The organism is Pseudomonas sp. PDM04, from assembly GCF_014851765.1.
Classification (GTDB): Bacteria; Pseudomonadota; Gammaproteobacteria; order Pseudomonadales; family Pseudomonadaceae; genus Aquipseudomonas.
On sequence record NZ_JACVAI010000002.1, the window covers coordinates 891,350 to 915,762 of the forward strand.

A 24,413-nucleotide genomic window follows, 5' to 3' on the forward strand; every position below is an offset into this window, starting at 1 on the left:
ACGACTCAGCGTGCCGGCGGAATGCTCTGAACCTGTGGCGCGCCGTTGACCCGGACCTGCAAGGCGGGATCGCCGGCCATCGGAGCGGGCGCCGGCCAGCGCATGATCGCGCCCGGCAGCACGTAGCCGAGCAGGCCTTCCACCAGCGGTCTGGCCTGGCCACCCTGCTTGAGCGCGACATCCGTCAACCGCGCATGCACCGCCCCCCGATTGCGCACTTCCAAATAGGGCCGGCCATCCACGGCCACCGTGCGCCAGCTCAAATCCGGCAGGCCCGCGCCTTTCGGGTCACGTTGGCGACTGGCGTCCTCCTTGCTCCACAGGCCCGCGCCGTAGGCAAACAGCGGCACCGAGTAACGCATCTGAAAACGAATTGCCGCCGCGGTCTTGCCGTCTTCGGCAGCGGACGGTTTCGCCGAGGGGATTTCGTCAATGATGATGCGATAGGCCAGCTCCTGCCCCGGCGGGATCTCGCGGGTGCGGGTCAGACGGACCAGTTGTTTCTGGCCCGGCTCGATCTTCGCCACGGGCGGGCTGCCGATCACGTCGCGCTGGTTCTGGTACTGGTCGCTGAAACCGCTCTGGCTCCAGGCAAACACGCGGATCTGCAGGTTGGCCGTCTCGTCGCCACGGTTTTCCAGCCATAGCGCGCTGGCCTGCTGATCGGCTTCCAGCACCGGATCGATGGGCCAGATCAGCACCGAACTGGCCGCCTGGGCCCTGACAGTCGCCAACAGCAACAGCGCCAACAGGGCATGACGCGCGACCCGATGCCGCCGTGAAGGTAAACCCATGTGTCCACTCCTTGTGCCCAGGTTCATTCAAAAACGCCGCCTTACCACGAGAGCTGCACTTGCAGCACATCGTTGTAGGTCCCCCCAGGCTGATTGCCCGGCAATTGCACCTGGCCGTAGATCGGCAGGCGGATGTTGTTGGCGTCGGCATAGGCCACCGCCACGGTTTGGCCGATGCCCAGGCTCTGGCTGTACCCCGCATCGCGAAACAGCTGGTACGCCACGCGGTTGCTGCCCGTGCTGAGCTGCATGTGCCGCCCACTGTTGTTGTACTGGCCGCCATCGACGGTCATGTTCAGGGTCACGCCGGGGGTGCATTGCAACTGCACGCCCGCCGTCAGCGCCACCCGCACGGTATTGCTGGCCAGCGCCGACTGGCTGCCGAAGTTCAGGCTGCCATAGCTGGAGACCCCGCCGACCACCAGGCAACCTGGCACCACCGTGGCGCTGACCTGGAAGCTCTGGCTGGTCGCCGCAGGCAACGGCACCGGCAGGCTGCCCGTCCATATCAATAACAGTGCGGCCCATCCCTGGCGGTTCATCGTTCTAGAACGTCAGTTCGACGGAAATCGTGTCGGTGTAAGTGCCCGCCGGCAGCCCGGGCTTACCCACGGCCTGACCATAGATATTCACGGTCTGCGCCACGCCCGTGCTGGCGGCCAGGTTGATCACACCGTTGATGCCGATGATCTGTGAGTGCCCGGCGTCGGTGTACAAATCGTAGGGCACGTAGTTGGCGACACCGTCATACAACGCCCGTGTGCCACCCGACGACTGGCCATCGTGGGCGCCGCCACGCACCGTGAGCGTGGGCGTGGTGCCGCTGGAACACAGGATCGACAGCGCCCCGCCGCCGCCCCCCAGGACTTGCCCGGTAGCGGTGGTGAACAGGCTGTCGGCGGTGCCGAAGCTCAGGGCACCGAAATTCAGCCCGCTGGAACCACCCGCCCCGTTGACCTGACAGCTGCTGATCAGGGTCAGGCTGGACGTGATCTGGCCGGTGACAGTGGTGGCCGCCTGGGCACTGGACACCAGCGTCAGGCCCAGCAGCGATAAACCAATCCTTGTAGCGAATGTGCGCATGGAGTCCGTCCTCTACGGGGTTACCAATCGAGCGTTACGGTCAAGGTGTCGGTATAGACACCGGCCGGTATCGCGCGGGCGTTCGCCACCACCGAGCCAAACACCGGAATCGGTATCTGGGTGCCGCTGGTGACGGCGAAATTGTGTTGCTGGCCGATGCTGTAGCTCTGCTGTCCAGAGGCATCGAGGAACAGTTGATAAGGAAGGGTCTGGCGCCCGTTGCTCAGGCGTCGGGTGGTGCCGTCGCCGTGGGCACCGCCATCGATGGTGACGGTGAAACCGTTGACCGAGGGATCGCAGGCGACATTCAATCTGCCGCTGCCGTCTTCCCCCAGGCTGGCGCTGATCGGGCTGTTCCAGGTCGGGCCCTGCTGGCCGAAATCCAGCGTGCCGAAACCGTTGGCAGGGCCGCCGGCGCCACCATTGGAGACTTCGCAACCGGCGATGATGGTCAGCCGCGCGTGAATCTGCCCGCTGACGGCCGCTTGCGTGCCTGCGCCCGGCCATGTCACTGCCACGATGCCGATCAAGAACCACTGCCTGACTGTCATCACGCCTGTCCCGACTCCTTCCGACTCCGAGCGTTCACGCAACGCTCGCTTCCTTGCGCCACCTGACTCGGCGGTGGCCCTGACCCGATTGGCGCTACCAGGTGACGGTGACCTTCACCAGGTCCGTGTAGCGACCGACAGGTACAACCTGCGCCAGCCGTTCTATGCGCGCATACAGCGGCAGGTCCACACTGCCGGTGTCCGGCACACGCCCACTGACCGGCACATCCACCGCCAGCGGGATCAACCGCGCGGGGTCCTGATAGAGTCGATAAGGGATGGGTTTGCTGCCGGCGGCACCCGCCATGTAGCGCACGTCACCGACGCCGCCGTGCTGGCCGCCATCGATGCGCAGTTGATAAGGGGTATCGGGGTTGCACTCCAGGCGCGGCAGGCGCTGGTTCGTCAGCGCCGCCGCCAAAGGCCCGGCGGGATCGTCCAAGCGCGCGGTCTGGCCGAAGTCGAGCACACCCAGTTGTTCGATGCCGGCGCTGCGTTGTTGGCCGACCAGCTGACAGCCGCGCTGCACGTCCACCCGCACTTGCACCTGAAGTTCGGCGGCCAGCACCTGTGCACTGAGCATCACGCTGGCGACTGCCACGACGACGATTCCATTCACGACCCGATCCTTGAGGGGTGGCTCCTGAACATCAGGTTAGCAACGGGACGGGAAATTTCCAGCCACAGGGGAAAATTGGATCCAGCGAAAGCGCGGCCATTTTGTACCGGACTGATAAAAAACATCGGTGCATCACCCGATAGAAAACTGTACAGCCCACATTTTTCCGTCTAACTGCGGATTCATCCGTCGACACGACTGGAAGCACTTTTCCCCGATTGGTTACACTGCCTGCCTGACGATTTCGGGGTGACATCAGTGGCCGCTCGACCACACAACCGCTCGCGCTTTACAGCACGCTGGCCCGCGCTGCGCCGTCTCTTCGGCAAGGTATCGAGCACGTCCGCCGGCGAGGGTGCAACCGCACGCGTGGTGCATGACTATTTCCGCCACAAGGCCCACACCCAGGGTTACACCCTCAGCCACAGCCAGCAGCGAGTGATCGACTGCATGGCGCAGTACGCCACGACACTGCTCGGCACGCCGGGGAAAACCCTGCCCGGCCTGTACCTGTACGGCGCCGTGGGGCGCGGCAAAAGCTGGTTGCTCGACGGGTTCTTCCAGGCGTTGCCGATCGAGGAAAAACAGCGCCTGCATTTCCATGAATTTTTCGCCCGGTTGCATCAGGGCATGTTCAGCCATCGCGACCATCACGATCCGCTGGCGACCACGCTCGATGAACTGCTGAACGATTGCCGGGTGCTGTGTTTCGACGAGTTCCACGTGCATGACATCGGCGACGCGATGCTCATCGCGCGCCTGTTCAAGGCCCTGTTCCGCCGGGGCATCCTGCTGCTGGTGACGTCGAACTACCCGCCCGAAGGTCTGCTGCCCAACCCGTTGTACCATGCGCGATTCAAACCGGTGATCGACCTGATCAACGCACGCATGCAGGTCATGGAAGTGGGGGGCCCGCACGACTATCGCAGCCAGGCCAGAACCCACGCCCAGCAGGTATTTACCCAGGGCCGGTATGTCTGGCCGGCCAGCGTGGCACAGCGCCAGGCGCTGAATCTGCCCGAAGCCGACACCCCGGCCATCGCGCTGGCCGTCGGCACCCGTCAGCTTCCGGCTCGCCATTGCGCAGGCCGCACCATCGCTTTCACTTTCGCCGACCTGTGCGACCACCCGACCGCCGTCATGGATTACCTGGAACTGTGCCGGCGCTTCGATCACTGGTTCATTGACCAGTTGCCCAACCTCGCCGACTGTTCGGTTGCCGCACAGCAGCGTTTCATCAACCTGGTGGACGTTCTGTATGACCAGGACAAGCACCTGACCCTGATTGGCCAGCGCTCGCTGTGCGAAAGCCTGGGCGGCGAGGCCATCGACCTGGCGCGCACGCGCAGCCGGTTGGGGCAATTGGTGGTCATTGGAGAATCGGACTGACGGCACACCGACCGTCACCGCACATTTGCCGCTATCATGTCGCCTTTTTTCAGGCCCCGGCCCCTACCCCTCGATCAATAGCGAACCTTTACATGGACACCCTTGCCCAACTGCGCGCCGGTCGGCTGGCCGGCGCGACTCGCCTGGACCTGGCCGCCGACCTGACGCAATTCCCCCGGGAAATCCTCGATCTGGCGGACACGCTGGAGGTGCTCAATCTCAGTGACAATGCCTTGAGCAGCCTGCCGGACGACTTTCACCGTCTGCACCGCCTGCGTGTGTTGTTCTGCGACCGCAACCGGTTTACCGAACTTCCCACGTGCCTGGGACAGTGCGCGGCGCTGACCATGGTCGGTTTCAAGGGCAACCGCATCGAAAGCGTGCCGGGCAAGGCGCTGCCACCCTTGTTGCGCTGGTTGATCCTGACCGACAACCGCATCGCTGAACTGCCGAGCGAACTGGGTGAACGGCCGTACCTGCAAAAACTGATGCTCGCCGGCAATCGCCTGACACAGTTGCCCCCGAGCCTGCGCAACTGCCATCGCCTGGAACTGACCCGCATCGCCGCCAACCAGTTGACCGAGTTACCCGACTGGCTGCTGACGCTGCCAAGCCTGACCTGGCTGGCCTATGCCGGCAATCCGCTGGAAACCGAAGCCGATGCTGCTGCGCTGGAGGCCACGTCGACCATTGCCTGGTCGCAACTGAATCTGGGAAAAAAGCTCGGCGAAGGCGCGTCCGGCGTCATCCACCAGGCCCTGTGGAAGCACAGCCAAGCCGTTGCGGTGAAGCTCTACAAGGGCGAAATGACCAGTGACGGGTCGCCGCTGCATGAAATGAACGCCTGCATCACCGCCGGCCTTCACCCCAACCTGATCCGGGTCGAAGGGCGGGTTGTCGAACATCCGCAGGCACAGGCCGGGTTGGTCATGGCGCTGGTCGGTCCAAGCTATCGCAACCTCGCCGGGCTGCCGAGCCTGGAATCCTGCAGCCGTGACGTCTACGCCGACGATACCCGGTTCAGCGCACCGGTGGCGTTGCGGATTGCCCGCGGCATCGCGTCGGTGGGCGAGCACCTGCATCGCCAGGGCATCACCCACGGCGACCTCTACGGCCACAATATCCTGTGGAACGAACAGGGTGATTGCCTGCTGGGAGACTTTGGCGCGGCGTCGTTCCATGCCACGCAGGACAGCCTCGAAAGCCGTGCGTTGCAACGGATCGAAGTGCGCGCATTCGGCGTGCTGCTCGGGGAATTGCTGGAGCGGATCGACTCAGGGTTGAGCGATTTGGATCGGGCACGGCTTGAAGACTTGCAGCAGCGCTGCTGTCAGCCCCGGGTACTGGAACGGCCGGGGTTCGCTGAAATTGTGCAGGCGCTGGAGGGTTTGTGACCGCCGAGCGGTCAATCGCGAGCAGGCCCGCTGCCACAGGGATCGTACAGAACCTGTGTCAGCGGGCCTGCTCCGGGCGGCATTCGGACGATGACGCCATCACCGAATCAGCCCGTTAACCGGCCAGGCCGACAAACATCTCCTGCACGTCATCGTGGTTATCGAGGCCTTCCAGGAATGCTTCGACTTCCGCCATTTGCTCGTCGCTCAAGCCGCTGACCGGGTTTTTCGGCTTATAGCCCAGCTTCGCCGACAACACCGTGAAACCCTGTTCAGGCAGGGCCTTCTGTACCGAATCCAGGTCGCTGGCTTCGGTGATGAACAGGGTCGCGCCGTCATCGGCCGGTTCGAAATCCTGTGCGCCGGCTTCGATGGCGGCCAGCTCCGGATCGGCGTCCGGGCTGTCCGGGGACGCCTCGATCATGCCCACATGGTCGAAGTCCCAGGCCACGGAGCCGGAAGCCCCCAGTTGGCCCTTGCGGAACGCCACGCGGATTTCGGCGACGGTGCGGTTGATGTTGTCGGTCACGCATTCGACGATCAGCGGCACCTGGTGCGGCGCGAACCCTTCGTAAGTCACGCGATGGTACTGCACGGTTTCGCCGAGCTGGCCGGAGCCTTTCTTGATCGCACGTTCCAGGGTTTCGCGGGGCATCGAAGCTTTCTTGGCCTGTTCAACCACCAGTCGCAGGTGTGCGTTGGTGGCGACATCAGCACCGTTGCGTGCAGCAATGGTGATTTCCTTTACCAGTTTGCCGAAGATCTTGCCCTTGGCATTGGCTGCCGCTTCTTTGTGTTTAACCTTCCACTGTGCGCCCATTACTCACTCTCTTGGTCTGTGGCGCCGAGACATCTATTGGCCGACGCTTTGCGCAAGTTTATACGGCCTAAAGTTGGCAATCGACCAAAAATTCGATCCGGACGAATCGACATTTTCACCGAAAGTTGTAGGGCGATTCGGAAACCTTGATCGTGATGACCCTAAAGTGTCGTGGTTTCGTACCCTCTGCGCCTGTACCCCTGGCCGAGGCGCGCTCGATGCATGACAACAAGGAAAAACCCTTCACTCTCACCCTGCTCAACGGTGACTTGAGCTTGCAGGTATTGCAGTTCAATGGACGTGAAGCCCTCAACCAGCCGTACCGGTTCGAAATCGAAGTGATCGGCCTGGCCCCGGCCATCAATCTGGATCGGCTGCTGCAACAACCGGTGTTCTTCAGCTTCGCCGATGAGCAGGGCGTGCACGGCATCATTCACAGCGCCAGCCGTGAACATCGCGGCACGCAGCGGATCGACTACCGGCTGGTGCTGGTGCCCTGGCTGCAAAACCTTGACCGCCAGCGCTCGCGCCGGGTCTTTCATCAACTCAATGTCCCCGCCATCCTGCGCCAGTTGCTCGAAGAAAACGGCTTGCCTGAAGACAGCTACCGCCTTGAACTGCCGGACGGGCGGTATCCCGCCAGACCGTTCTGCATCCAGTTCGACGAGAGCGACCTGACCTTCCTGCAACGGCTGTGCGAAGAGGAAGGCATCCACTACCACTTCGAACATCGACGTGACGGTCATGTGCTGGTGCTGGCGGACGACAGCCAGAGTTTCCCCGAGGAACCGCTGTTGATGCGCTTCCAGGGCGACACGCCTGCCGGCGAACAGGGCCCGGTGATCAGCGAGCTGTTCCAGCGCCACACCTCGCCGCCCCATTGCGTGCCCCCTGCCCCGCCACCGCTCGACCACGAGCGGCTAAGCCGACGAATCCTCGAGCGCCTGCGCTGCCGGCACGGGCAGTTGCAGGGGCGCAGCAACCAGAGCGCGTTGCGCAGCGGCGCAATCCTCCAGGTGTCGGAACATCCGCTGCCCCATTTCAACGATCAGTGGCTACTGATTGAAATCCGCCACCAGGGCCAGCAGCCTTCGATTCTCGAGCGCCGGGCCACCGACAGGGCCCGGCATTACAGCAACCAGTTCACCGCCCTTGTCTGGTCGACGGTGTTCCGGCCCGCGATCACCCACGCCAGGCCCGCCATCCCGGGTTTCCAGGCGGCGCGGGTGCTGGGCCCGGTCGGCGAACCGGCACCGTTGGACGATCAGGGCCGGGTCAAGGTTCGGCTATGGCCAACCACGCAGAGCGCTGACGATGAAGCCGACGGATTCTGGATACCCATGGTCGTCGCCACGCCCCATAGCCGGGTCGATCCACAGAGCCTGCCGATGGCCGGCAGCGACGTGCTCGTCAGTTTTCTCGACAGTGATCCGGATCGCCCGGTGCTGTATGCCGCCGCCAGCAACCCGCCGCGGCCTCGTCCTGGCCGGCAGCCCAAGGGCGATGATCGCCTGTTGTTCGACTGGCTGCTGAACCGCAAGGCTTGATCCGGCTCGCTCCCACAGGTTCCGCACATGCCTTTGTGGGCGCGAGCCTGCTCGCGATGGACTTGACAGCGCCGCTGGATGTCAGGCCCCCGCGTAATGGTAAACGCCCCTCGTCGGCACGCCGCCCGGAACGAGGTCGCTCGTGCAAATCAGGTGGTGGCGTTGTATTCATACTCGCGCTGCAACGCCCGCGTCTGAACCACATTCAGCACCTCGCAGCCTTCCCTGGTGAGCAGGTGCACGGCGCGGATGACCCGTTCCAGATCACAATCGGAGGTGTTTTTCAGGTTCAGACTGGACAGCGTGTCCATCAGATCGCGCACCACCGTGAAGCGGTGCATGGCGCAGGCGGTGAGCTGGCTGAGTTCTTTGTGGGTGTTGACGAAGAGCACCGGAGATTCGGCGTCGTAGGTGTCGATCGGAAGGTACCGCGGCATGACTTCAAACATTGTGCAACTCCTGTAGTTGGAGCTGCCACCCTTCGCGGCCAAACGAGGTAGGTGGCAGCTGCACGCGGGTTGGCCGACCGGGTACAGGATCCGGCACACCCGAAGGTGTCCCACGCACAGCTGCCATAAAACAACACGTCAGGCACAAAGTGCCTGAGGTGGTGTTGATGCGCTGTAACGTTTCCTGCACCGACCGGCCAAGGTCGTTCGCGGATGATTCCGCGAGCCCAGACTATGGCGCCGATGCCGAAACGCGGCAATAAGATACGTTGTGGGAAAGGTCTTGAAAAGTTGTGTTCTACCCGATCATCCGTTCGGCATGTTGCGTGGGAACTGACCGGCTGAAAGCGATTTTTCTGTCAGCCTTTGCGTTGAATGTCATGGCGCCAGCTCGAAAAACACCTGGATCAAGCGCAAATCCCGTCGCCGTTCAATGCACCCCATCCTGTGCCGGTTCACCAGGCCTTCACCGATCATCGGCACCGCCACCACACGCGGGTGATTGATCAGCCTTTGTCGGCCTTTCCTGCGGCTGCCGCGAACTTCGCCAGGCGCACATCCAGATGCCGTGGCCGGCGTCCATGGTCTTCGGCGCGCTCCTTGCGGCGGATGGCGTTGCGCACCATCAGCGAGCCCAGGTAACGAATCGGCTCCGGCGGAAAAAACCCCAACGGGCCGTTGACCAGCGCGGAGCGGGTCCAGGCATTGTCGAGGCCCCGGACCATCGAGGCGAGAATCTGACCGCCCATGTGACAAGGCCCCACCCCGCTGCCGGAATAGCCAAATCCGTAGAACACGTTGCCGTGGGGACTCATTTGTCCGAAGAAGGGTAATCCGGTGACCGAGCGATCCGAGGGACCGTTCCAGGTCGCGTCCACCCTGACCCCGGCAAACGAAGGGAAAAAGTCCGTCAGGCTGTGTTGCAAATGGTCGGCATACGGCGACGGCTGATCGAACACGGGCAGCATTCGCCCGCCGTAGGCGAACGTATTGCCACCCTTGCCGAGCATGATTCGGCCGTCCGGGGTGTTGTGGTAGTAGTGCACGAAAATCCGCGAATCGAGCACCGTGACACCACTGGTCAAGCCGATCTCGGTGAGCAGGTCCGGTCGTGGATCGGTGATCAGCATGTCACTGGAAACGATCGCCACGCTGCGCTCGAACTGCGGGAACGCACGGGCCATCCAGGCGTTCATCGCCAGCACGACCCGGTCGGCGCGAACCCGACCCTTCGGGGTCTGGATGCCCGCCGATCGACCTTCCTCCAGACCGGTCATTGCCGTGTTTTCATGAATCCTCACCCCAAGCTGCAAGGCCACCCGGCGCAAGCCGCGCACCAGTTTGCCTGGCTGCACGCTGGCCGCGGCCGGCGAAAACCAGCCTTCCAGGTGTTTGCTGGAACCCGCCATCCGTTGCACGTCCGCGACCGGTCGCTGTGTAAACGAATTGATGCCATTGCGCTCCAGTGCGGCGATCACCGCGTCGGTCGAACCGCATTGCGCGCGGTTGGTCGCGGTGTAGAGCGTGCCGTCGAGGCGGTAATCGGCGTCCACGCCGTACTGTTCGCAGAAGGCGCCGATCGCCTGGATGCTGCGCTCGGACTCCTTGACCAGGCGCACCGCCTCTTCGACGCCGAACAACCTTTCCAGGGTGAAATACTTGGCCGACCACGACAGCGCACATCCGCCGTTGCGACCGCTGGCGCCAGCCCCGCAAATGTCGGCCTCGATCAGCACGACATCCAACTCCGGGTCCTGTTCCTTGAGCATGATTGCGGTCCATAACCCGGTGTAGCCACCGCCCACGATGCAGACGTCAGCGCGGGTGTCTGCGGACAAGGGTTCGCACGGCGCGCAGGACTCAGCCTCCAGCGCCTGTTCCAGCCAGAAAGGTCTCATCGGTCATTCCTTATGTTCGCAGGGTTTTGACACTCATCGGCCGGTTCGGCACGAAGGCGGTATCGGCACGCAGGCCAGCCGGACGGCTATTCCAGTGCGGGATCAGCACCAGCGCGGAAAACATCGCGCAGCCGGCAAAGATGATGAACACGGTCACGGAGTCGAAGTAGCCTGGCAGCAGGCCTCCCAGAATCGCCCCGACCGAGCCGCAGCCGTTGACGAACCCGGCCGCCGTCGCACCGGCCTTGGCGGTGCCGAAATCGATGGCGGCCGCACCGCTGATCATCGAATCCGGTCCGTAGAGGGTCAGCCCCATCACGAACAACAGCGCCACCACCAGGATCACACTGCCGGTGTGCAGGGCGCCCATGAACAAGGCGAGCGATACGGTCAGCGCCAGCAGGCTGATCACGCAGGCCGGCATGCGGCGGGCACCGAACAGTTTGTCCGACGCCAGCCCGAGCAGGATCGGCCCGAGCAACCCGGCCAGCTCGAAGGCTGTCGGAATGATCGCTGCACCGACCTTGCCCACCGCCGGCATCTGCTCGAACACAATCACCGGCCCCCACAGCAGAATGGCGTAGCGCGCCGGTTTCAGCAGGAAATACGCGAGGCCGAGAATCAGCACCGTGCGGTTGCGCAGGATTTCCTTCAAGGGTTCCAGCACGCTGAGCCGGCTTTGAACATACGCCTGTTCAGCGGTCAGCTCGGGTTCCGGCTCCACGGCCGGCAAGCCCACGTCCTCCGGCTTGTTGCGTTGAAAAATAAAAAACAGCACGGCGACCAGCCCGACGACCGCCGCACTGGAAACGAACGCCGCATGCCAGGTGCCGACGAGCGTATAGGCCCACCAACCGGCAAACGGCGAAGCCACGAGCCCGCCAAAGGCATAGCAGGAACTCCATAAACCGAGCACCCGACCGCGCTGTTCGGCGGGGAAGAAACTGCCGATGTTCTTGCACAACCCCGACCATCCCGTGGACTGGGCCAGGCCTTGAATCAGCATGCAGGTGGCGAAAATCGGCACCGTTGCGAAGTTGCCCATCACCAGCGCCGCCGCAGCGGAAATCACCAACCCGCCGAGCACCACGACTCGCGGGCCAAAGCGATCGGCAAGGATGCCCCAGGTAAATTGCCCGATGGCGTAGGCACCGAGGTAAATGGCGTCGAGGTTGGCCATGGCCATTTTGTCGAGCGTGAACGTGGGGTCTTCGGCGATCCCCAGTTTGGCCACGGAAAATGCTTTGCGGGTGAAGTAGAAAGCGGCGTAGGCGAGCCAGGTGATCGCGAAGATCTGCACGCGCCAACGCTTGATGGTGCCGATGTGCTTGTTCATTGTGGTTCTGACCTCAGGGTGTGAGTGTGCCGGCAGAAATTGAGAAATAACGCCTGTCTTTTTATTGTTGAGCACTGCGATATCGCTGCTTCCCTTAGGCGATACCGGTCAGATGAGTCCTGCAGTTGCACGCACAGGCTCATGGTCACCGCGCTGTTCGACTGAACAGTCACCGCGACTGAGGCTGATAAAAACAACTACTGATAAATAAGTGAAATCGATTTATCGTATTTCAAATATAAGCCCAGCTTGTTACTGGAGGTTTCGATGTCGGTTTCCCATGCCCAGCTCAAAGCCTTCCACGCCGTGGCCGTTCACGGAAGCTTCACCTGCGCCGCCGAGCGGCTTTTTCTCACCCAGCCCGCCATTTCCGATCAGGTGCGAAAACTCGAAGAGCGCTTCGGCGTGCTGCTGTTCCACCGCAATAAACGTTCGGTGCGCCTGACCGACCTGGGCGAGCGCTTGCTCAGCATCACGCAGCGGCTGTTCGTGATCGAGGCCGAAGCCCAGGAACTGCTCCACGACTCCCGGGCCTTGCAAACCGGCAGCCTGATCCTCGCGGTGGACGCGCCGGTACACGTGCTGCCGCAGATCGCGCGGTTTTGCGAACGCTACCCCGGTATCAGCGTGAAAATCGAAACCGGCAACACCGATGAATCGCTGTATCGGCTGTTCAACTATCAGGCCGATCTGGCGTTGCTGGGGCGCGATGTCAGCGACGAGCGCCTCCTCTCGCTGCCCCTGCGCAATGACCCGATGGTGGCGTTTGTTTCGCGCAATCACGCGTGGGCGAATCGCGAATCGATCTGCCTGAAGGACCTCGACGACACGCCGCTGGTGTTGCGGGAGATCGGCTCGGTCACGCGCCAGACCCTGGAAGACGAAATGGCCCGGGCGGGCTTTCGCATTCGCCCTGCGATCCAGGTTGAAGGTCGGGAAGCGGCGCGCGAGGCGGTGGTTGTCGGGATCGGCGTCGGTGTGGTCTCGGCCGCCGAGTTCGGTGCCGATTCGCGGGTGTGCGCCTTACCGATCATCGATTGCACCCGGCGCCTGACGGAGACGCTGGTGTGCTTGCGCGAGCAGAGTTCACGGCGGGTGGTGGCGACGTTTCTGGAGATGGTGCGCGAGAGTCTGGTGTAGGCAGGTCCGGCCGCTTCGCGAGCAAACCGGCTGCCGCGTTTGACGGTGTTCTACCTGAATGGACTCGCTCTACGGAGTGGGCGCCAGCTCAAAAAACGCCTGGATCAAGCGCAAGTCCCGTCGGCGTTCCATGCACCCCATCATGTGCCGGTTCACCAGGCCCTCACCGATAATCGGTACCGCCACCACCCGCGGGTCATGGCTGACTTCGACCGACGACACCACCCCCACGCCCAACTCTGCGGCGACCGCTTCGGTCACCGCCTCGCGGCTGTCCAGCTCCAGCAACACCCTCGGGTTGACCATCGCCTGTGCGCACGCCTGGTCAAACGTGCGGCGGGTGATCGACCCCGGCTCGCGCAACACCATGATCACCTGGTCCAGCGCCTTGAGCGGCACGCCTTTGGGTTTGTGCGTCCACGGATGCCCCTGGGGCACCAACGCACACATCCGCGATTCGCTCAACGCCTGCAAATGCAACCCCTTGCGCGGTTCGACCTCGGTCAATACCGCGATGTCGGCATGTTCGGACAACAACGCAGCAAGGGTCTCCTGGGCGTTGCCCAGGCGCAGGTTCACGGTGATGCCCGGGTAGCGCGCACGCAAACTGGCCAACATCGGCATGACCATGTGCGGCCCGTCGGCGGCCACCTCCAGGCGTCCGGTGAGCAACTGCCGATTGGCCTCGAGCATCACCTGGGCCTCTTCCGCCAGGCTGAACATTGCCCGGGTGATGGCGGCCAGCTTTGTGCCCTCCTCCGTCAGTTCGACCCGACGCGCCGTGCGCCGCAGCAGGGTGATCTGATAGTGCTCTTCCAGGGCCTTGATGTGCCCCGTGACGGCGGGCTGGCTGATGAACAATCGCTCGGCGGCGCGGGTGAAGCTGCCTTCGCGGGCGACCGCATCGAAGGCACGGAGCTGAAACAGGTTCATGGATAAGTCCCACTGATGACTGGCATAACAACAAACAATTTGATTGATGAGACGGCAAATTGCAATTTAAGCCCCGTAGCTTCATCCCACCGTTTGCGAGGACACGAGAATGAGTATTGCCGAACCCATCCTGCTCACCCCCGGCCCACTGACCACTTCGGCCCGCACCCGTCAGGCGATGATGGTCGACTGGGGTTCATGGGATGATCGCTTCAACCAACTGACCGCCAGCCTTTGCGAACAACTGCTGGCAATCATCAACGGCGCTGACAGCCACCACTGCATCCCGTTGCAGGGCAGCGGCACCTTCGCGGTCGAAGCGGCGATCGGCACGCTGGTGCCCCGTGACGGCAAGATCCTGGTGCTGATCAACGGCGCTTACGGCAAACGCCTGGCAAAGATCTGCGAAGTGCTCGGGCGTCCCTTCAGCACGTTTGAAACAGCCGAAGACGAGCCCACCACCGCCGCCGACGTTGACCGCCTGCTGCACGCCGATGCCGGGATCACCCATGTCGCGCTGATCCACTGCGAAACCAGCACCGGCATTCTCAACCCGCTGCCGGACATCGCCCAGGTCGTAGCACGGCACGGCAAACGCCTGATCATCGACGCCATGAGCTCCTTCGGCGCGTTGCCGGTGGATGCGCAGCAGGTGCCTTTCGACGCCCTGATTGCCGCCTCCGGCAAATGCCTGGAGGGTGTGCCGGGGATGGGCTTCGTTTTCGCTCGCAAGGATTCGCTGGCCCAGTCGGCCGGTCACTCGCATTCGCTGGCGATGGACCTGTTCGACCAGCACAGCTACATGGCCAAGACCGGCCAGTGGCGCTTCACCCCGCCGACCCACGTGGTCGCCGCCCTGCATGAAGCCCTGCTGCAATACAACGAAGAAGGCGGCCTGCCGGCGCGGCATGAGCGTTACGCCGCCAATTGTCAGGCACTGATGGAAGCAATGAGCAATCTGGGGCTGCGCAGCTTCCTGCCGGCGGCGATCCAGGCGCCCATCATCGCCACCTTCCACGCCCCGACGGACCCGCGTTATCAGTTCAAGGAATTCTACGAGCGGGTCAAGGCCAAGGGTTACATCCTCTACCCCGGCAAACTGACCCAGGTCGAGACCTTCCGCGTCGGCTGCATCGGTCATGTCCAGCCGGCCGACATGCGCCTCGCCGTGGCCGCCATCGGCGAGGTGCTGCGGGAGATGGAAGTGCTGGAAATCTGACCCACACCCTTTTTGCTCGCTCCCACGAAGAACCGACCTTTGCCACAGGAAACGATCACCATGAATTACACCCAACCCACCAAACTCCAGGCTGCCATCCTCGACTGGGCCGGCACCGTGGTCGACTTCGGCTCGTTCGCGCCCACGCAGATCTTTGTCGAAGCGTTCGCCGAGTTCGACGTCCAGGTCTCCATTGAAGAAGCCCGCGGCCCGATGGGCATGGGCAAGTGGGATCACATCCGCACCCTGTGCGACCAGCCGGCCGTTGCCGAACGCTATCGCAAGGCCTTCGGCCGCACGCCGACCGACGCTGACGTCACTGCCATTTACAATCGCTTCATGCCGCTGCAGATCGAGAAGATCGCCGAGCACTCGGCGCTGATACCCGGCGCGCTGGACAGCATCGCGCAGTTGCGTGCCCAGGGGATCAAAATCGGTTCCTGTTCCGGCTACCCGAAGCAGGTCATGGACAAGGTGGTCGAGCTGGCTGCCACCAATGGCTACATCGCCGATCATGTGGTCGCCACCGACGAAGTGCCCAATGGCCGCCCATGGCCAGCGCAGGCATTGGCCAACGTCATCGCGCTGGGCATCGACGATGTCGCGGCGTGCGTGAAGATCGACGACACCGTGCCGGGCATTCTCGAAGGCCGCCGCGCCGGCATGTGGACCGTCGCCCTGCTCTGCTCGGGCAATGCGCTGGGTCTGGACTACGACGGTTACCTGGCCCTCGACAGCGAGCGACTGGCCAGCGAACGCAAGCGTATCCAGGCGCTGTTCGAAGGTTCGCGCCCGCACTACATGATCGACAGCATCGTCGATCTGCCGCCCGTGATCGCCGACATCAACCGGCGCCTGGCCCAGGGTGAGATGCCGCAAAGCAACTGATCCAGTGGCCGTAACCCCAGTGGGCGCGAGCCTGCTCGCGAAGGTCGTCAACGAGAACGCCGGGCGCCTGACACCCAGCGGTACTCTGAACGCCATCGCCAGCAGGCTCGCGCCGACAGGGGCGGGCAAAGCCGACCAAACAGGATTACAGTTAACGCACACCGTCGGCCAAGAACGGTGGTTTGAACCGACCTGTGAGGAACGCCGTATGCCCTGGAAGAATTCCGAATCCCGGTACAGCACCGTCTCGATCACGCTGCACTGGTTGATGCTGGTCCTGCTGGCGCTGGTTTACGCCTGCATCGAGTTTCGCGGGATCTTCCCCAAGGGCAGCGGTGGCCGAACGCTGATCACCGAGTCGCACTTCATGCTCGGGCTGACGGTGTTCGTGCTGGTCTGGTTCAGGCTGTTCGCCCGCAGCCTCGGCCCGGCGCCACAGATTTTCCCCGCCTCGCCGAAGTGGCAAACCACGCTTGCGCGCCTGATGCACTGGGCGCTGTACGTTTTCATGATCGCGATGCCGATCCTCGGTTGGCTGGTCACCAGTGCCAAGGGCCATCAGGTGATGTTCTACGGCTTTGACCTGCCGCTGCTGGTCGCGGAAGACAAGGCGTTCGCCAAACGCATCCAGGACTGGCATGAACTGGGTGGCACGATTGGCTACTGGCTGATCGGGCTGCATGCCCTGGCGGGGATCTATCACCACTATGTGGTGCGCGATAACACACTGCTGCGGATGATGCCCAAGCGCGACTGAACCTCGATCATTGAAAACCGCGCCGGCCCTGCAAGCCGCCGGTGTGGATGAAGATCAAACGCGTGCCCCTTTCGAATCGTCCTGCCTCGACGTGCTGCCTGAGCGCCAGCAACGCCTTGCCGGTGTACAGCGGTTCGAGGGGAATGCCAGTGGCGTGTTCGGTCCGGGCGATGAAGTCCAGCAGCACCGGATCGACCTTGCCGAACCCGCCACGGCTGGCGTCGAACAATTCACAGCGCAGCCCGGGCGAGCCCGCCTCCTGTCCAATCGCCTCGACCTGCTGCGCCACGCCATGGTCGCCGGGCACCGCCAACGCACCGTAGACAGGATGTTCGCCCGCTTCGGCCAGCATCAGCCCCGCCAGCGTGGTGCCGGTCCCGCACGCCAGCCACCAACCGTCGTAACCGCTCCATCCCAACCGGCTCAGTTGCGGCCCGACCATCGCCTTCAACGACAGGCAGCCCTTGGCCCCCGGCCATCCACCCCCCCCTTCGGGCACCGGCCACAGCTCCGGGTATTGCGCCTGCCAGGGCGTCCAGAAACCGGCCTCGTGCCGCGTGCGATAACCGCCGTAACCGAGCCAGTGCAATTGCATGCCGAACGCCTGCAGATCGTTGACCGTTGGCGTCTGCTGCGCATGCCCACGCAGCAGCCCCACGGTGCGGAAACCAAAGCGCTGGCCAGCAGCGGCCAGCGCGTGCAAGTGATTGGAATGGGCACCGCCCAGGCTGATGATGCCTGCGGCCCCCGCACGGTCGGCGGCCCTGAGGTGCTCGATGAGCTTGAACCACTTGTTGCCGCTGATGAACGGGTCGATCAGGTCGAGGCGCAGGATCGCGAGTTCGAGGCTGGCGGCGCTGAGCCAGTCGAGGTGGAGGGGTTCGAGCGGGGCCTGGGGCTGCCAGTCGCTGGGAGGGAGAAGCATGGAGGCCGGCTCTGGGTAAAGAGCCGGCATCTTAACAGCCTTGAGGACGCTATCGGCAGGATCAACCGGCGTGTTACAGCTCGGCCGCCAGGCGCGACCCCTGGTTGATCGCCCGCTTGGCATCCAGCTCCGCCGCCACGTCCGCGCCGCCAATCAAGTGCACCGTCTGCCCCGCCGCGACCAGGCCGTCGTGCAGTTCGCGCAGCGGGTCCTGCCCGGCGCAGATCACGATATTGTCCACCGCCAGCACCTGCGGCTCGCCGCTTTCGCCGATGCGGATGTGCAGCCCCTGGTCGTCGATCTTCAGGTACTCGACGCTGTTGAGCATCTGCACGTGCTTGTTCTTCAGACCGGTGCGGTGGATCCAGCCGGTGGTCTTGCCCAGGCCGTCACCGACCTTGGTTTTCTTGCGTTGCAGCAGGAACACTTCGCGTGCCGGGGCATGGGGTTCAGCCTTGATCCCGGCCACGCCGCCGCGCGCCTGGAGCTGGGTGTCGATGCCCCATTCTTTCCAGAACGCTGCACGGTCCAGGCTGGTCGCCACCCCCTCATGCACCAGGAACTCCGACACGTCGAAACCGATCCCACCGGCGCCGATCACGGCCACACGCTTGCCCACCGGCTTGCGCTCGAGGATCACGTCCAGGTAGCTCAGGACCTTGGCGTTGTCGACGCCCGGGATGGCCGGCGTACGCGGTGCGATACCGGTGGCCAGAATGATTTCGTCATAACCGCCTTCAACCAGTTGCGCCACGTCGACGCGGGTGTTCAGGCACACCTCGACGTGACTGGTCTGCAGTTTGCGATTGAAATAACGCAGGGTTTCGTAAAACTCTTCCTTGCCCGGCACGCGCTTGGCGACGTTGAACTGGCCGCCGATTTCGCTGGCCGAATCGAACAGCGTCACCTGATGCCCGCGCTCGGCGGCCACCGTGGCCGCCGACAGCCCGGCAGGTCCGGCGCCGACCACCGCGATTTTCTTGATCGACTGCACCGGCAGGTAGTTGAGCTCGGTTTCGTGGCAAGCCCGCGGGTTCACCAGGCAACTGGTCAACTTGCCGCCAAAGGTATGATCCAGACACGCCTGGTTGCAGCCGATGCAGGTGTTGATTTCATCGGCACGGCCCGCGGCGGCCTTGTTCACGAAATCCGGGTCGGCCAGGAACGGTCGCGCCATCGACACCATGTCGGCATCGCCTTCGGCCAGGATCTGCTCGGCCACTTCCGGGGTGTTGATGCGGTTGGTGGTGATCAGCGGGATGCCCACCGAACCGCGCAATTTCGCCGTGACCTTGCTGAACGCTGCACGCGGCACCTTGGTGGCGATGGTCGGGATGCGCGCTTCGTGCCAGCCGATGCCGGTGTTGATGATCGTCGCGCCGGCCTGTTCGATGGCCTTGGCCAGGGTCACGATCTCTTCCCAACTGCTGCCGCCTTCGACCAGGTCGAGCATCGACAGGCGGAAGATGATGATGAAGTTCGGGCCGACCGCTTCGCGCACACGGCGGACGATTTCCACCGGCAGGCGCATGCGGTTTTCGTAGCTGCCGCCCCAACGGTCGGTGCGGTGGTTGGTGTGCGCGGCGAGGAACTGGTTAATGAAATACCCTTCCGAGCCCATGATCTCGACACCGTCGTACTCGGCTTTTTGCGCCAGCATCGAACAGGTGACGAAATCGCTGATCTGCTTCTCGATGCCTTCCTCGTCCAGCTCCCGGGGCTTGAACGGGTTGATCGGCGCCTGGATGGCGCTCGGTGCAACCTGTTTCGGGCTGTAGGCATAACGACCGGCATGGAGGATCTGCATGCAGATCTTGCCGCCCGCCTCGTGCACCGCGCGGGTGACGATCTGGTGCTTGAGCGCTTCTTCCTCGGTGGTCAGCTTGGCCGCGCCGGAATACACGCCACCTTCGTCGTTAGGGCCGATACCGCCCGTCACCATCAGGCCGACGCCGCCACGGGCACGCTCGGCAAAGTAGGCCGCCATGCGTTCGAAACCGCCGGGTTTTTCCTCGAGCCCGGTGTGCATCGAACCCATCAGGGTGCGGTTGCGCAACGTGGTGAAACCCAGGTCCAGCGGGGCCAACAGGTGCGGATAGTGAGCGGCGGTCATCGAAAACTCCACGTCGAGCGATCACGGAAAAGTGAGGGCGCTCTTGGGCGCCCCTCTGTCATGCACAACAGATTATGGGCACTCGACCGGGCGCTCAATGACCGAAACTGACAACTTGATGATCCAATTGCGCAGCAGCTGGCGTGCAGATGCGCGAGTGCCGTGAGTTGCGACGGCAAATTCGTATACCATATCTGCAAATCAGTCCGAATGATCACTGCCGTGACCCTACCCAAATTCAACGCTCCCGACCTGGGCAATGCGCCTTCCACCTCGGAAATCATTACCCGCCACCTGCGTGACGCCATCGTCGCCGGGCATTTCGCCGAGGACGAGCCGATCCGCCAGGACGACATCGCCCGCCAGTTCAACGTCAGCAAGATCCCCGTGCGCGAGGCCCTCAAGCGCCTGGAAGCCGAAGGCCTGGTGATGTTCCAGCGCAATCGCGGGGCGATGGTCACGCGGGTGTCCGATGCCGAACTGGCGCAGATGTTCGAAGTGCGCATGCTGCTCGAAGACAAGGTACTGCGCCTGGCCATTCCCAACATGACCGAAGCCACCTTCGCCCGCGCCGAACGCATCTGCCAGGAGTTCGTCGGCGAGGATGACGTCGGCCGCTGGGCCGAGCTCAACTGGGAACTGCACGCCTGCCTCTACGAACCGGCGCAGCGGCCGTTCCTGGTGAACCTGATCCGCTCGGTCAACGACAAACTGGAGCGTTACCTGCGCATGCAGATGAGCCTGTCGTCCGGCAAGGAGCGCGCCGACCACGAACACCGCGAGATCATCGCCGCCTGCCGCGCCGGTGACGTCGACCGGGCGGTGGGTTTGCTCGACGAACACATCGCCGGCGTATGCAAGACCCTGTTCGAGCACCTGCCCCACCATCACTGACAGCCTGTGCCGATTTCGTCATCGGCGCAGAATAAAACCATCAAGCCGCCAGGCCCCGCACAGGCCACTCTTGCGTTCATCCATCCGAACGCAAGAGTGGCCCTTTGATGAAACGCATCACCGTGATCGACTCCCACACCGGCGGCGAACCGACCCGCCTGGTGACCGCCGGCTTTCCCGACCTGGGCAACGGCAGCATGGCCGAGCGTCGGCAACGGCTGGCGGAGCAACATGATGATTGGCGTGCCGCTTGCGTCCTCGAACCGCGGGGCAGCGACGTGCTGGTCGGCGCACTGCTGTGCGAGCCGGTCGACCCGAGCGCCTGTGCCGGGGTGATCTTTTTCAACAACACCGGCTACCTGGGCATGTGCGGCCACGGCACCATTGGCCTGGTGGCGTCGCTGGCACACCTGGGCAGGATCGGCCCGGGCGTGCACAGCATCGATACGCCAGTGGGGACCGTGCAAGCCACCTTGCACCCGGACCACTCCGTCAGCGTACGCAACGTGCCGGCCTACCGTTACCGCAAGGCCGTGGCCGTGCAGGTCCCGGGGATCGGCGAGGTGGTCGGTGACATCGCCTGGGGCGGCAACTGGTTTTTCCTGGTCGCCGAACATGGCCTGCGTGTCGCCGGCGACAACCTCGATGCGTTGACCGCCTACACCTACGCCGTGCAGCAGGCGTTGGACGTTCAGGGAATACGCGGCGAAGACGGCGGTTTGATCGACCATGTCGAGCTGTTCGCCGACGATGACCGGGCCGACAGCCGCAACTTCGTGCTCTGCCCCGGCAAGGCCTACGACCGTTCCCCTTGCGGCACCGGCACCAGTGCGAAACTGGCGTGCCTGGCCGCCGATGACAAATTGCAGCCCGGGCAGATCTGGCGCCAGGCCAGCGTGATCGGCAGCGAGTTCGAAGGCGCCTACGAATGGCAAGGCGAGCGCATCGTCCCGACGATTCGCGGGCGTGCCTTCATCAGTGCCGAAGCCAGCCTGATCATCGAACAGGACGACCCGTTCGCCTGGGGCATTCGCCCATGAGCCAAGGCCAGGCGGCCGATGTGATCGTGATCGGCGCCGGCATCGTCGGCGCCGCCTGCGCCCAGGCACTGGCCCGGCGCGGCTTGCGCGTGCGGGTGCTGGATGCCGGCCTGCACGGTGCAACGGCGGCGGGCATGGGGCACTTGCTGGTGCTGGACGACAACCCGGCCGAACTGGCCCTGAGCCAATACTCGCTGCAACGCTGGCGCGAGCACGCGCCGGACCTGCCCGACGCTTGCGCCTACCGCAGCAACGGCACGTTGTGGCTGGCGGCTAATGCCGAAGAAATGGCCGTGGCCGAAAGCAAATACCTGAACCTGCAAGCCCAGGGCGTCGCCTGCCAATTGATCGGCCGCCACGCCTTGCGCGAGCGTGAACCGGCGTTGCGCGAAGGCCTCGAGGGCGGGCTGTTGATCAACGGCGACGGCATTCTGTATGCCCCGGCGACCGCCCACTGGATGCTCGACAACGCCCATATCGAACAGCAGCGGGCGCGGGTCAGCGAGGTCGATGGCAACCGCGTGCGCCTCGACGACGGCCAGTGGCTGCACGCCGAAGCCGTCATCCTCGCCAACGGCATACAGGCCAGCGAACTGTGCCCGGAGTTGCCGATCGAGCCGAAGAAGGGCCACTTGCTGATCACCGACCGCTACCCCGGCAATGTCACCCACACGCTGGTGGAACTGGGTTATGTGACCAGCGCCCACAACGCCAAGGGACCTTCGACCGCCTGCAACATCCAGCCACGTCCGACCGGGCAATTGTTCATCGGCGCCTCACGGCAGTTCGGCACCACCGACCCGCAGGTCGAGGGCTGGATGCTGGCGAAAATGCTCAAGCGCGCCACCGAGTACATGCCGGGACTCGCGCAGCTCAACGGCATCCGCGCCTGGACCGGCTTTCGCGCCGCCAGCCCAGACGGGCTGCCGCTGGTGGGCCAGCACCCGCAACGCAAAGGCCTGTGGTTGGCCGTCGGGCACGAAGGATTGGGGGTCACCACCGCGCCCGGCACCGCCGATCTGCTGGTCGCGCAATTGTTCAACGAGACGCCGCCGCTGGCGGCGCAACCCTATCTGCCGCAACGCTTTCTCGGGGAGGCCGTCTATGCCTGATGTGATTGTGGACGGCCACGCCCTGCGGGTGGCCGAGGGCACGACGGTCGCCGCAGCGCTGACCCTGGCCGGTGACGGCAGCAGTCGCACCTCGGTCAGCGGCCAGCGCCGCGCACCGCTGTGCGGCATGGGTATCTGCCAGGAATGCCGGGTGACCATCAACGGCCGCCGGCGGCTGGCCTGCCAGACCCTGTGCCAGGACGACATGCAGGTGCAGACCCGACCATGAACGAATACGCCGACCTGTTGATCATTGGTGCCGGCCCCGCCGGCATGAGCGCCGCCCTCGCCGCCGCGTCCAGTGGCGCACGCATTGTGCTGCTCGACGACAACCCGCTGCCCGGCGGCCAGATCTGGCGCGACGGGCCTCAGGCCCACCTGCCGAAACAGGCGCGACAGCTGCGCGAACGCCTGGCCGCCAGCGGCAATATCCACCGCCATCCCGGCACTCGCGTGATCGCCTGTCCCGGGCCCAGACAGTTGCTGGTGGAGAACGCCGATCGCGGATGGCTGATCGACTACGACAAACTGATTCTGTGTACCGGTGCCCGCGAATTGCTGCTGCCCTTCCCCGGATGGACATTGCCGGGGGTCACCGGGGCGGGAGGACTGCAGGCGCTGATCAAGGGCGGCCTACCGGTGCGGGGCGAACGCCTGGTGATCGCCGGCAGCGGTCCCTTGCTGCTCGCCAGCGCAGCCACCGCGAAACACAACGGTGCCCAGGTGTTGCGCATCGCCGAACAGGCGACCTCAGCTGCCGTCGCCGGGTTCGCCGTGCAACTGCCGCGCTGGCCGGGCAAGCTCGTACAATCCCTGACCCTGTTCGACCGCCAGTACCGCACCGGCACCCACGTCGTGGCGGCGTTGGGCGAAGAAAAGCTCGAAGGCGTGCGTCTGCGCCAACAGGGCAAAATCATCGAACTGGCCTGTGATCGCCTGGCCTGTGGTTTTGGCCTGATTCCCAACACGCAGTTGGGCCAGGCGCTGGGCTGCGAACTCGCGGGCACGGCACTCGCGGTCGATGCCTGGCAGGCCACGACCCTGTCCGATCACTACGCGGCGGGCGAATGCACCGGTTTCGGCGGCAGTGAACGGGCGCTGGTCGAAGGGGCAATCGCCGGGCATGCCGCCGTCGGCAACAACGCAGCGGCCGAACAGTTGTGGCCACGCCGGGCGCGCTGGCAGGGCTTTGCCCGGGCGCTGAACAGTGCCTTCCGCCTTGACCCGCAACTCAAGGCACTGGCACACGCCGACACCCTGGTCTGCCGCTGCGAAGACGTACCCTACGCGGCCATTGCCGGACACACGGATTGGCGTAGCGCCAAACTGGCCAGCCGCTGCGGCATGGGCGCCTGCCAGGGCCGCGTGTGTGGCGGGACCTTGCAGTACCTGTTCGACTGGCAACCCTCGGCCCCCAGACCGCCGTTCAGCCCGGCGCGGATTGAAACGTTGTCGTGTGTGGACGAGACCCCGCCGGGGTGAAGGGGTGGTGGGTTGAACACTGGAGATCCA

Annotated in this window: 24 protein-coding genes and 1 pseudogene; 12 read left to right on the forward strand and 13 right to left on the reverse strand. The window is 64.0% G+C overall.

Annotation, left to right across the window (positions count from 1 at the left end):
• Positions 1-5: 5 nt before the first annotated feature.
• The 5 genes from IB249_RS11025 to IB249_RS11045 form a co-directional block, all read right to left on the reverse strand.
• Positions 6-794 (reverse strand): molecular chaperone, encoded by a 789-nt coding sequence (locus tag IB249_RS11025; protein WP_192304452.1) that lies wholly within the window; start codon positions 792-794, stop codon positions 6-8.
• Positions 795-835: 41 nt separating this feature from the next.
• Complete coding sequence (locus IB249_RS11030; protein WP_192304454.1) at positions 836-1,336, reverse strand: spore coat U domain-containing protein; 501 nt, start codon at positions 1,334-1,336, stop codon at positions 836-838.
• A 4-nt stretch (positions 1,337-1,340) separates the two neighbouring features.
• Positions 1,341-1,877, reverse strand: coding sequence for a spore coat U domain-containing protein (locus tag IB249_RS11035; protein WP_192304456.1), 537 nt, complete (start codon positions 1,875-1,877; stop codon positions 1,341-1,343).
• Between the two features lie 20 nt (positions 1,878-1,897).
• Positions 1,898-2,428: a spore coat U domain-containing protein gene (locus tag IB249_RS11040; RefSeq protein WP_192304877.1), complete on the reverse strand. Its 531-nt coding sequence runs from the start codon at positions 2,426-2,428 to the stop codon at positions 1,898-1,900.
• Between the two features lie 94 nt (positions 2,429-2,522).
• Positions 2,523-3,047, reverse strand: coding sequence for a spore coat U domain-containing protein (locus IB249_RS11045; RefSeq protein ID WP_192304458.1), 525 nt, complete (start codon positions 3,045-3,047; stop codon positions 2,523-2,525).
• Between the two features lie 258 nt (positions 3,048-3,305).
• On the opposite strand from IB249_RS11045, the gene zapE reads away from it, so the two are divergent.
• Together zapE and IB249_RS11055 are read left to right on the forward strand one after the other, a co-directional pair.
• Positions 3,306-4,436 carry a cell division protein ZapE gene (gene zapE, locus IB249_RS11050; RefSeq protein WP_192304460.1) on the forward strand — a complete coding sequence of 377 codons (1,131 nt, stop codon included), beginning with the start codon at positions 3,306-3,308 and terminating at the stop codon, positions 4,434-4,436.
• A gap of 92 nt (positions 4,437-4,528) precedes the next feature.
• Positions 4,529-5,830 carry a leucine-rich repeat-containing protein kinase family protein gene (locus IB249_RS11055; protein ID WP_192304462.1) on the forward strand — a complete coding sequence of 434 codons (1,302 nt, stop codon included), beginning with the start codon at positions 4,529-4,531 and terminating at the stop codon, positions 5,828-5,830.
• Positions 5,831-5,945: 115 nt separating this feature from the next.
• Here the strand turns inward: IB249_RS11055 and IB249_RS11060 are convergent, their stop codons facing one another.
• Positions 5,946-6,650: a YebC/PmpR family DNA-binding transcriptional regulator gene (locus IB249_RS11060; protein ID WP_192304463.1), complete on the reverse strand. Its 705-nt coding sequence runs from the start codon at positions 6,648-6,650 to the stop codon at positions 5,946-5,948.
• Between the two features lie 218 nt (positions 6,651-6,868).
• Here IB249_RS11060 and IB249_RS11065 point away from each other — a divergent pair, with 218 nt between their 5' ends.
• Positions 6,869-8,197: a type VI secretion system Vgr family protein gene (locus IB249_RS11065; protein ID WP_192304465.1), complete on the forward strand. Its 1,329-nt coding sequence runs from the start codon at positions 6,869-6,871 to the stop codon at positions 8,195-8,197.
• 149 nt (positions 8,198-8,346) lie between these two features.
• Here IB249_RS11065 and IB249_RS11070 read toward each other — a convergent pair whose 3' ends face one another.
• The 4 genes and pseudogenes from IB249_RS11070 to IB249_RS11080 all read right to left on the reverse strand — a co-directional run bounded on the left by IB249_RS11070 (position 8,347) and on the right by IB249_RS11080 (position 11,880).
• Positions 8,347-8,646, reverse strand: coding sequence for a hypothetical protein (locus tag IB249_RS11070; RefSeq protein ID WP_192304467.1), 300 nt, complete (start codon positions 8,644-8,646; stop codon positions 8,347-8,349).
• Positions 8,647-9,024: 378 nt separating this feature from the next.
• Positions 9,025-9,144: pseudogene (locus IB249_RS29750) on the reverse strand (LysR family transcriptional regulator); the annotation flags it as partial.
• Between the two features lie 8 nt (positions 9,145-9,152).
• The gene (locus IB249_RS11075; protein WP_192304469.1) at positions 9,153-10,544 is read right to left on the reverse strand and encodes an FAD-dependent oxidoreductase; all 1,392 of its coding nucleotides are present in this window, start codon (positions 10,542-10,544) and stop codon (positions 9,153-9,155) included.
• Between the two features lie 10 nt (positions 10,545-10,554).
• Complete coding sequence (locus IB249_RS11080) at positions 10,555-11,880, reverse strand: MFS transporter (protein ID WP_192304471.1); 1,326 nt, start codon at positions 11,878-11,880, stop codon at positions 10,555-10,557.
• A 267-nt stretch (positions 11,881-12,147) separates the two neighbouring features.
• Between IB249_RS11080 and IB249_RS11085 the strand changes: the two genes are divergently transcribed.
• Complete coding sequence (locus tag IB249_RS11085) at positions 12,148-13,020, forward strand: LysR family transcriptional regulator (RefSeq protein WP_192304473.1); 873 nt, start codon at positions 12,148-12,150, stop codon at positions 13,018-13,020.
• 69 nt (positions 13,021-13,089) lie between these two features.
• Here the strand turns inward: IB249_RS11085 and IB249_RS11090 are convergent, their stop codons facing one another.
• Positions 13,090-13,953, reverse strand: a complete 864-nt coding sequence (locus tag IB249_RS11090; protein WP_192304475.1) for a LysR substrate-binding domain-containing protein — start codon at positions 13,951-13,953, stop codon at positions 13,090-13,092.
• 109 nt (positions 13,954-14,062) lie between these two features.
• Here IB249_RS11090 and IB249_RS11095 point away from each other — a divergent pair, with 109 nt between their 5' ends.
• The 3 genes from IB249_RS11095 to IB249_RS11105 all read left to right on the forward strand — a co-directional run bounded on the left by IB249_RS11095 (position 14,063) and on the right by IB249_RS11105 (position 16,817).
• Positions 14,063-15,172, forward strand: coding sequence for a 2-aminoethylphosphonate--pyruvate transaminase (locus IB249_RS11095; RefSeq protein WP_192304477.1), 1,110 nt, complete (start codon positions 14,063-14,065; stop codon positions 15,170-15,172).
• Between the two features lie 60 nt (positions 15,173-15,232).
• Positions 15,233-16,060 carry a phosphonoacetaldehyde hydrolase gene (phnX, locus tag IB249_RS11100; RefSeq protein WP_192304479.1) on the forward strand — a complete coding sequence of 276 codons (828 nt, stop codon included), beginning with the start codon at positions 15,233-15,235 and terminating at the stop codon, positions 16,058-16,060.
• A 208-nt stretch (positions 16,061-16,268) separates the two neighbouring features.
• Positions 16,269-16,817, forward strand: a complete 549-nt coding sequence (locus IB249_RS11105; RefSeq protein ID WP_192304481.1) for a cytochrome b — start codon at positions 16,269-16,271, stop codon at positions 16,815-16,817.
• Positions 16,818-16,824: 7 nt separating this feature from the next.
• Here IB249_RS11105 and IB249_RS11110 read toward each other — a convergent pair whose 3' ends face one another.
• Together IB249_RS11110 and IB249_RS11115 are read right to left on the reverse strand one after the other, a co-directional pair.
• On the reverse strand, positions 16,825-17,742 hold the full coding sequence (locus IB249_RS11110; protein ID WP_192304483.1) for a 1-aminocyclopropane-1-carboxylate deaminase/D-cysteine desulfhydrase: 918 nt from the start codon (positions 17,740-17,742) through the stop codon (positions 16,825-16,827).
• 73 nt (positions 17,743-17,815) lie between these two features.
• The gene (locus IB249_RS11115; RefSeq protein ID WP_192304485.1) at positions 17,816-19,855 is read right to left on the reverse strand and encodes an NADPH-dependent 2,4-dienoyl-CoA reductase; all 2,040 of its coding nucleotides are present in this window, start codon (positions 19,853-19,855) and stop codon (positions 17,816-17,818) included.
• 210 nt (positions 19,856-20,065) lie between these two features.
• Between IB249_RS11115 and IB249_RS11120 the strand changes: the two genes are divergently transcribed.
• From IB249_RS11120 to IB249_RS11140, 5 genes are all read left to right on the forward strand, one after another.
• The gene (locus IB249_RS11120; RefSeq protein WP_192304487.1) at positions 20,066-20,749 is read left to right on the forward strand and encodes a GntR family transcriptional regulator; all 684 of its coding nucleotides are present in this window, start codon (positions 20,066-20,068) and stop codon (positions 20,747-20,749) included.
• A gap of 107 nt (positions 20,750-20,856) precedes the next feature.
• The gene (locus IB249_RS11125) at positions 20,857-21,789 is read left to right on the forward strand and encodes a 4-hydroxyproline epimerase (RefSeq protein WP_192304489.1); all 933 of its coding nucleotides are present in this window, start codon (positions 20,857-20,859) and stop codon (positions 21,787-21,789) included.
• A complete protein-coding gene (locus IB249_RS11130) occupies positions 21,786-22,901 on the forward strand; it encodes an NAD(P)/FAD-dependent oxidoreductase (RefSeq protein WP_192304491.1) in 1,116 nt (371 codons plus the stop codon). Before IB249_RS11125 ends, IB249_RS11130 begins: the two co-directional genes overlap by 4 nt.
• The gene (locus tag IB249_RS11135; RefSeq protein WP_192304493.1) at positions 22,894-23,130 is read left to right on the forward strand and encodes a (2Fe-2S)-binding protein; all 237 of its coding nucleotides are present in this window, start codon (positions 22,894-22,896) and stop codon (positions 23,128-23,130) included. Before IB249_RS11130 ends, IB249_RS11135 begins: the two co-directional genes overlap by 8 nt.
• On the forward strand, positions 23,127-24,383 hold the full coding sequence (locus tag IB249_RS11140; protein ID WP_192304495.1) for an FAD/NAD(P)-binding oxidoreductase: 1,257 nt from the start codon (positions 23,127-23,129) through the stop codon (positions 24,381-24,383). The genes IB249_RS11135 and IB249_RS11140 overlap by 4 nt, the downstream gene beginning before the upstream one ends.
• Positions 24,384-24,413: the final 30 nt, after the last annotated feature.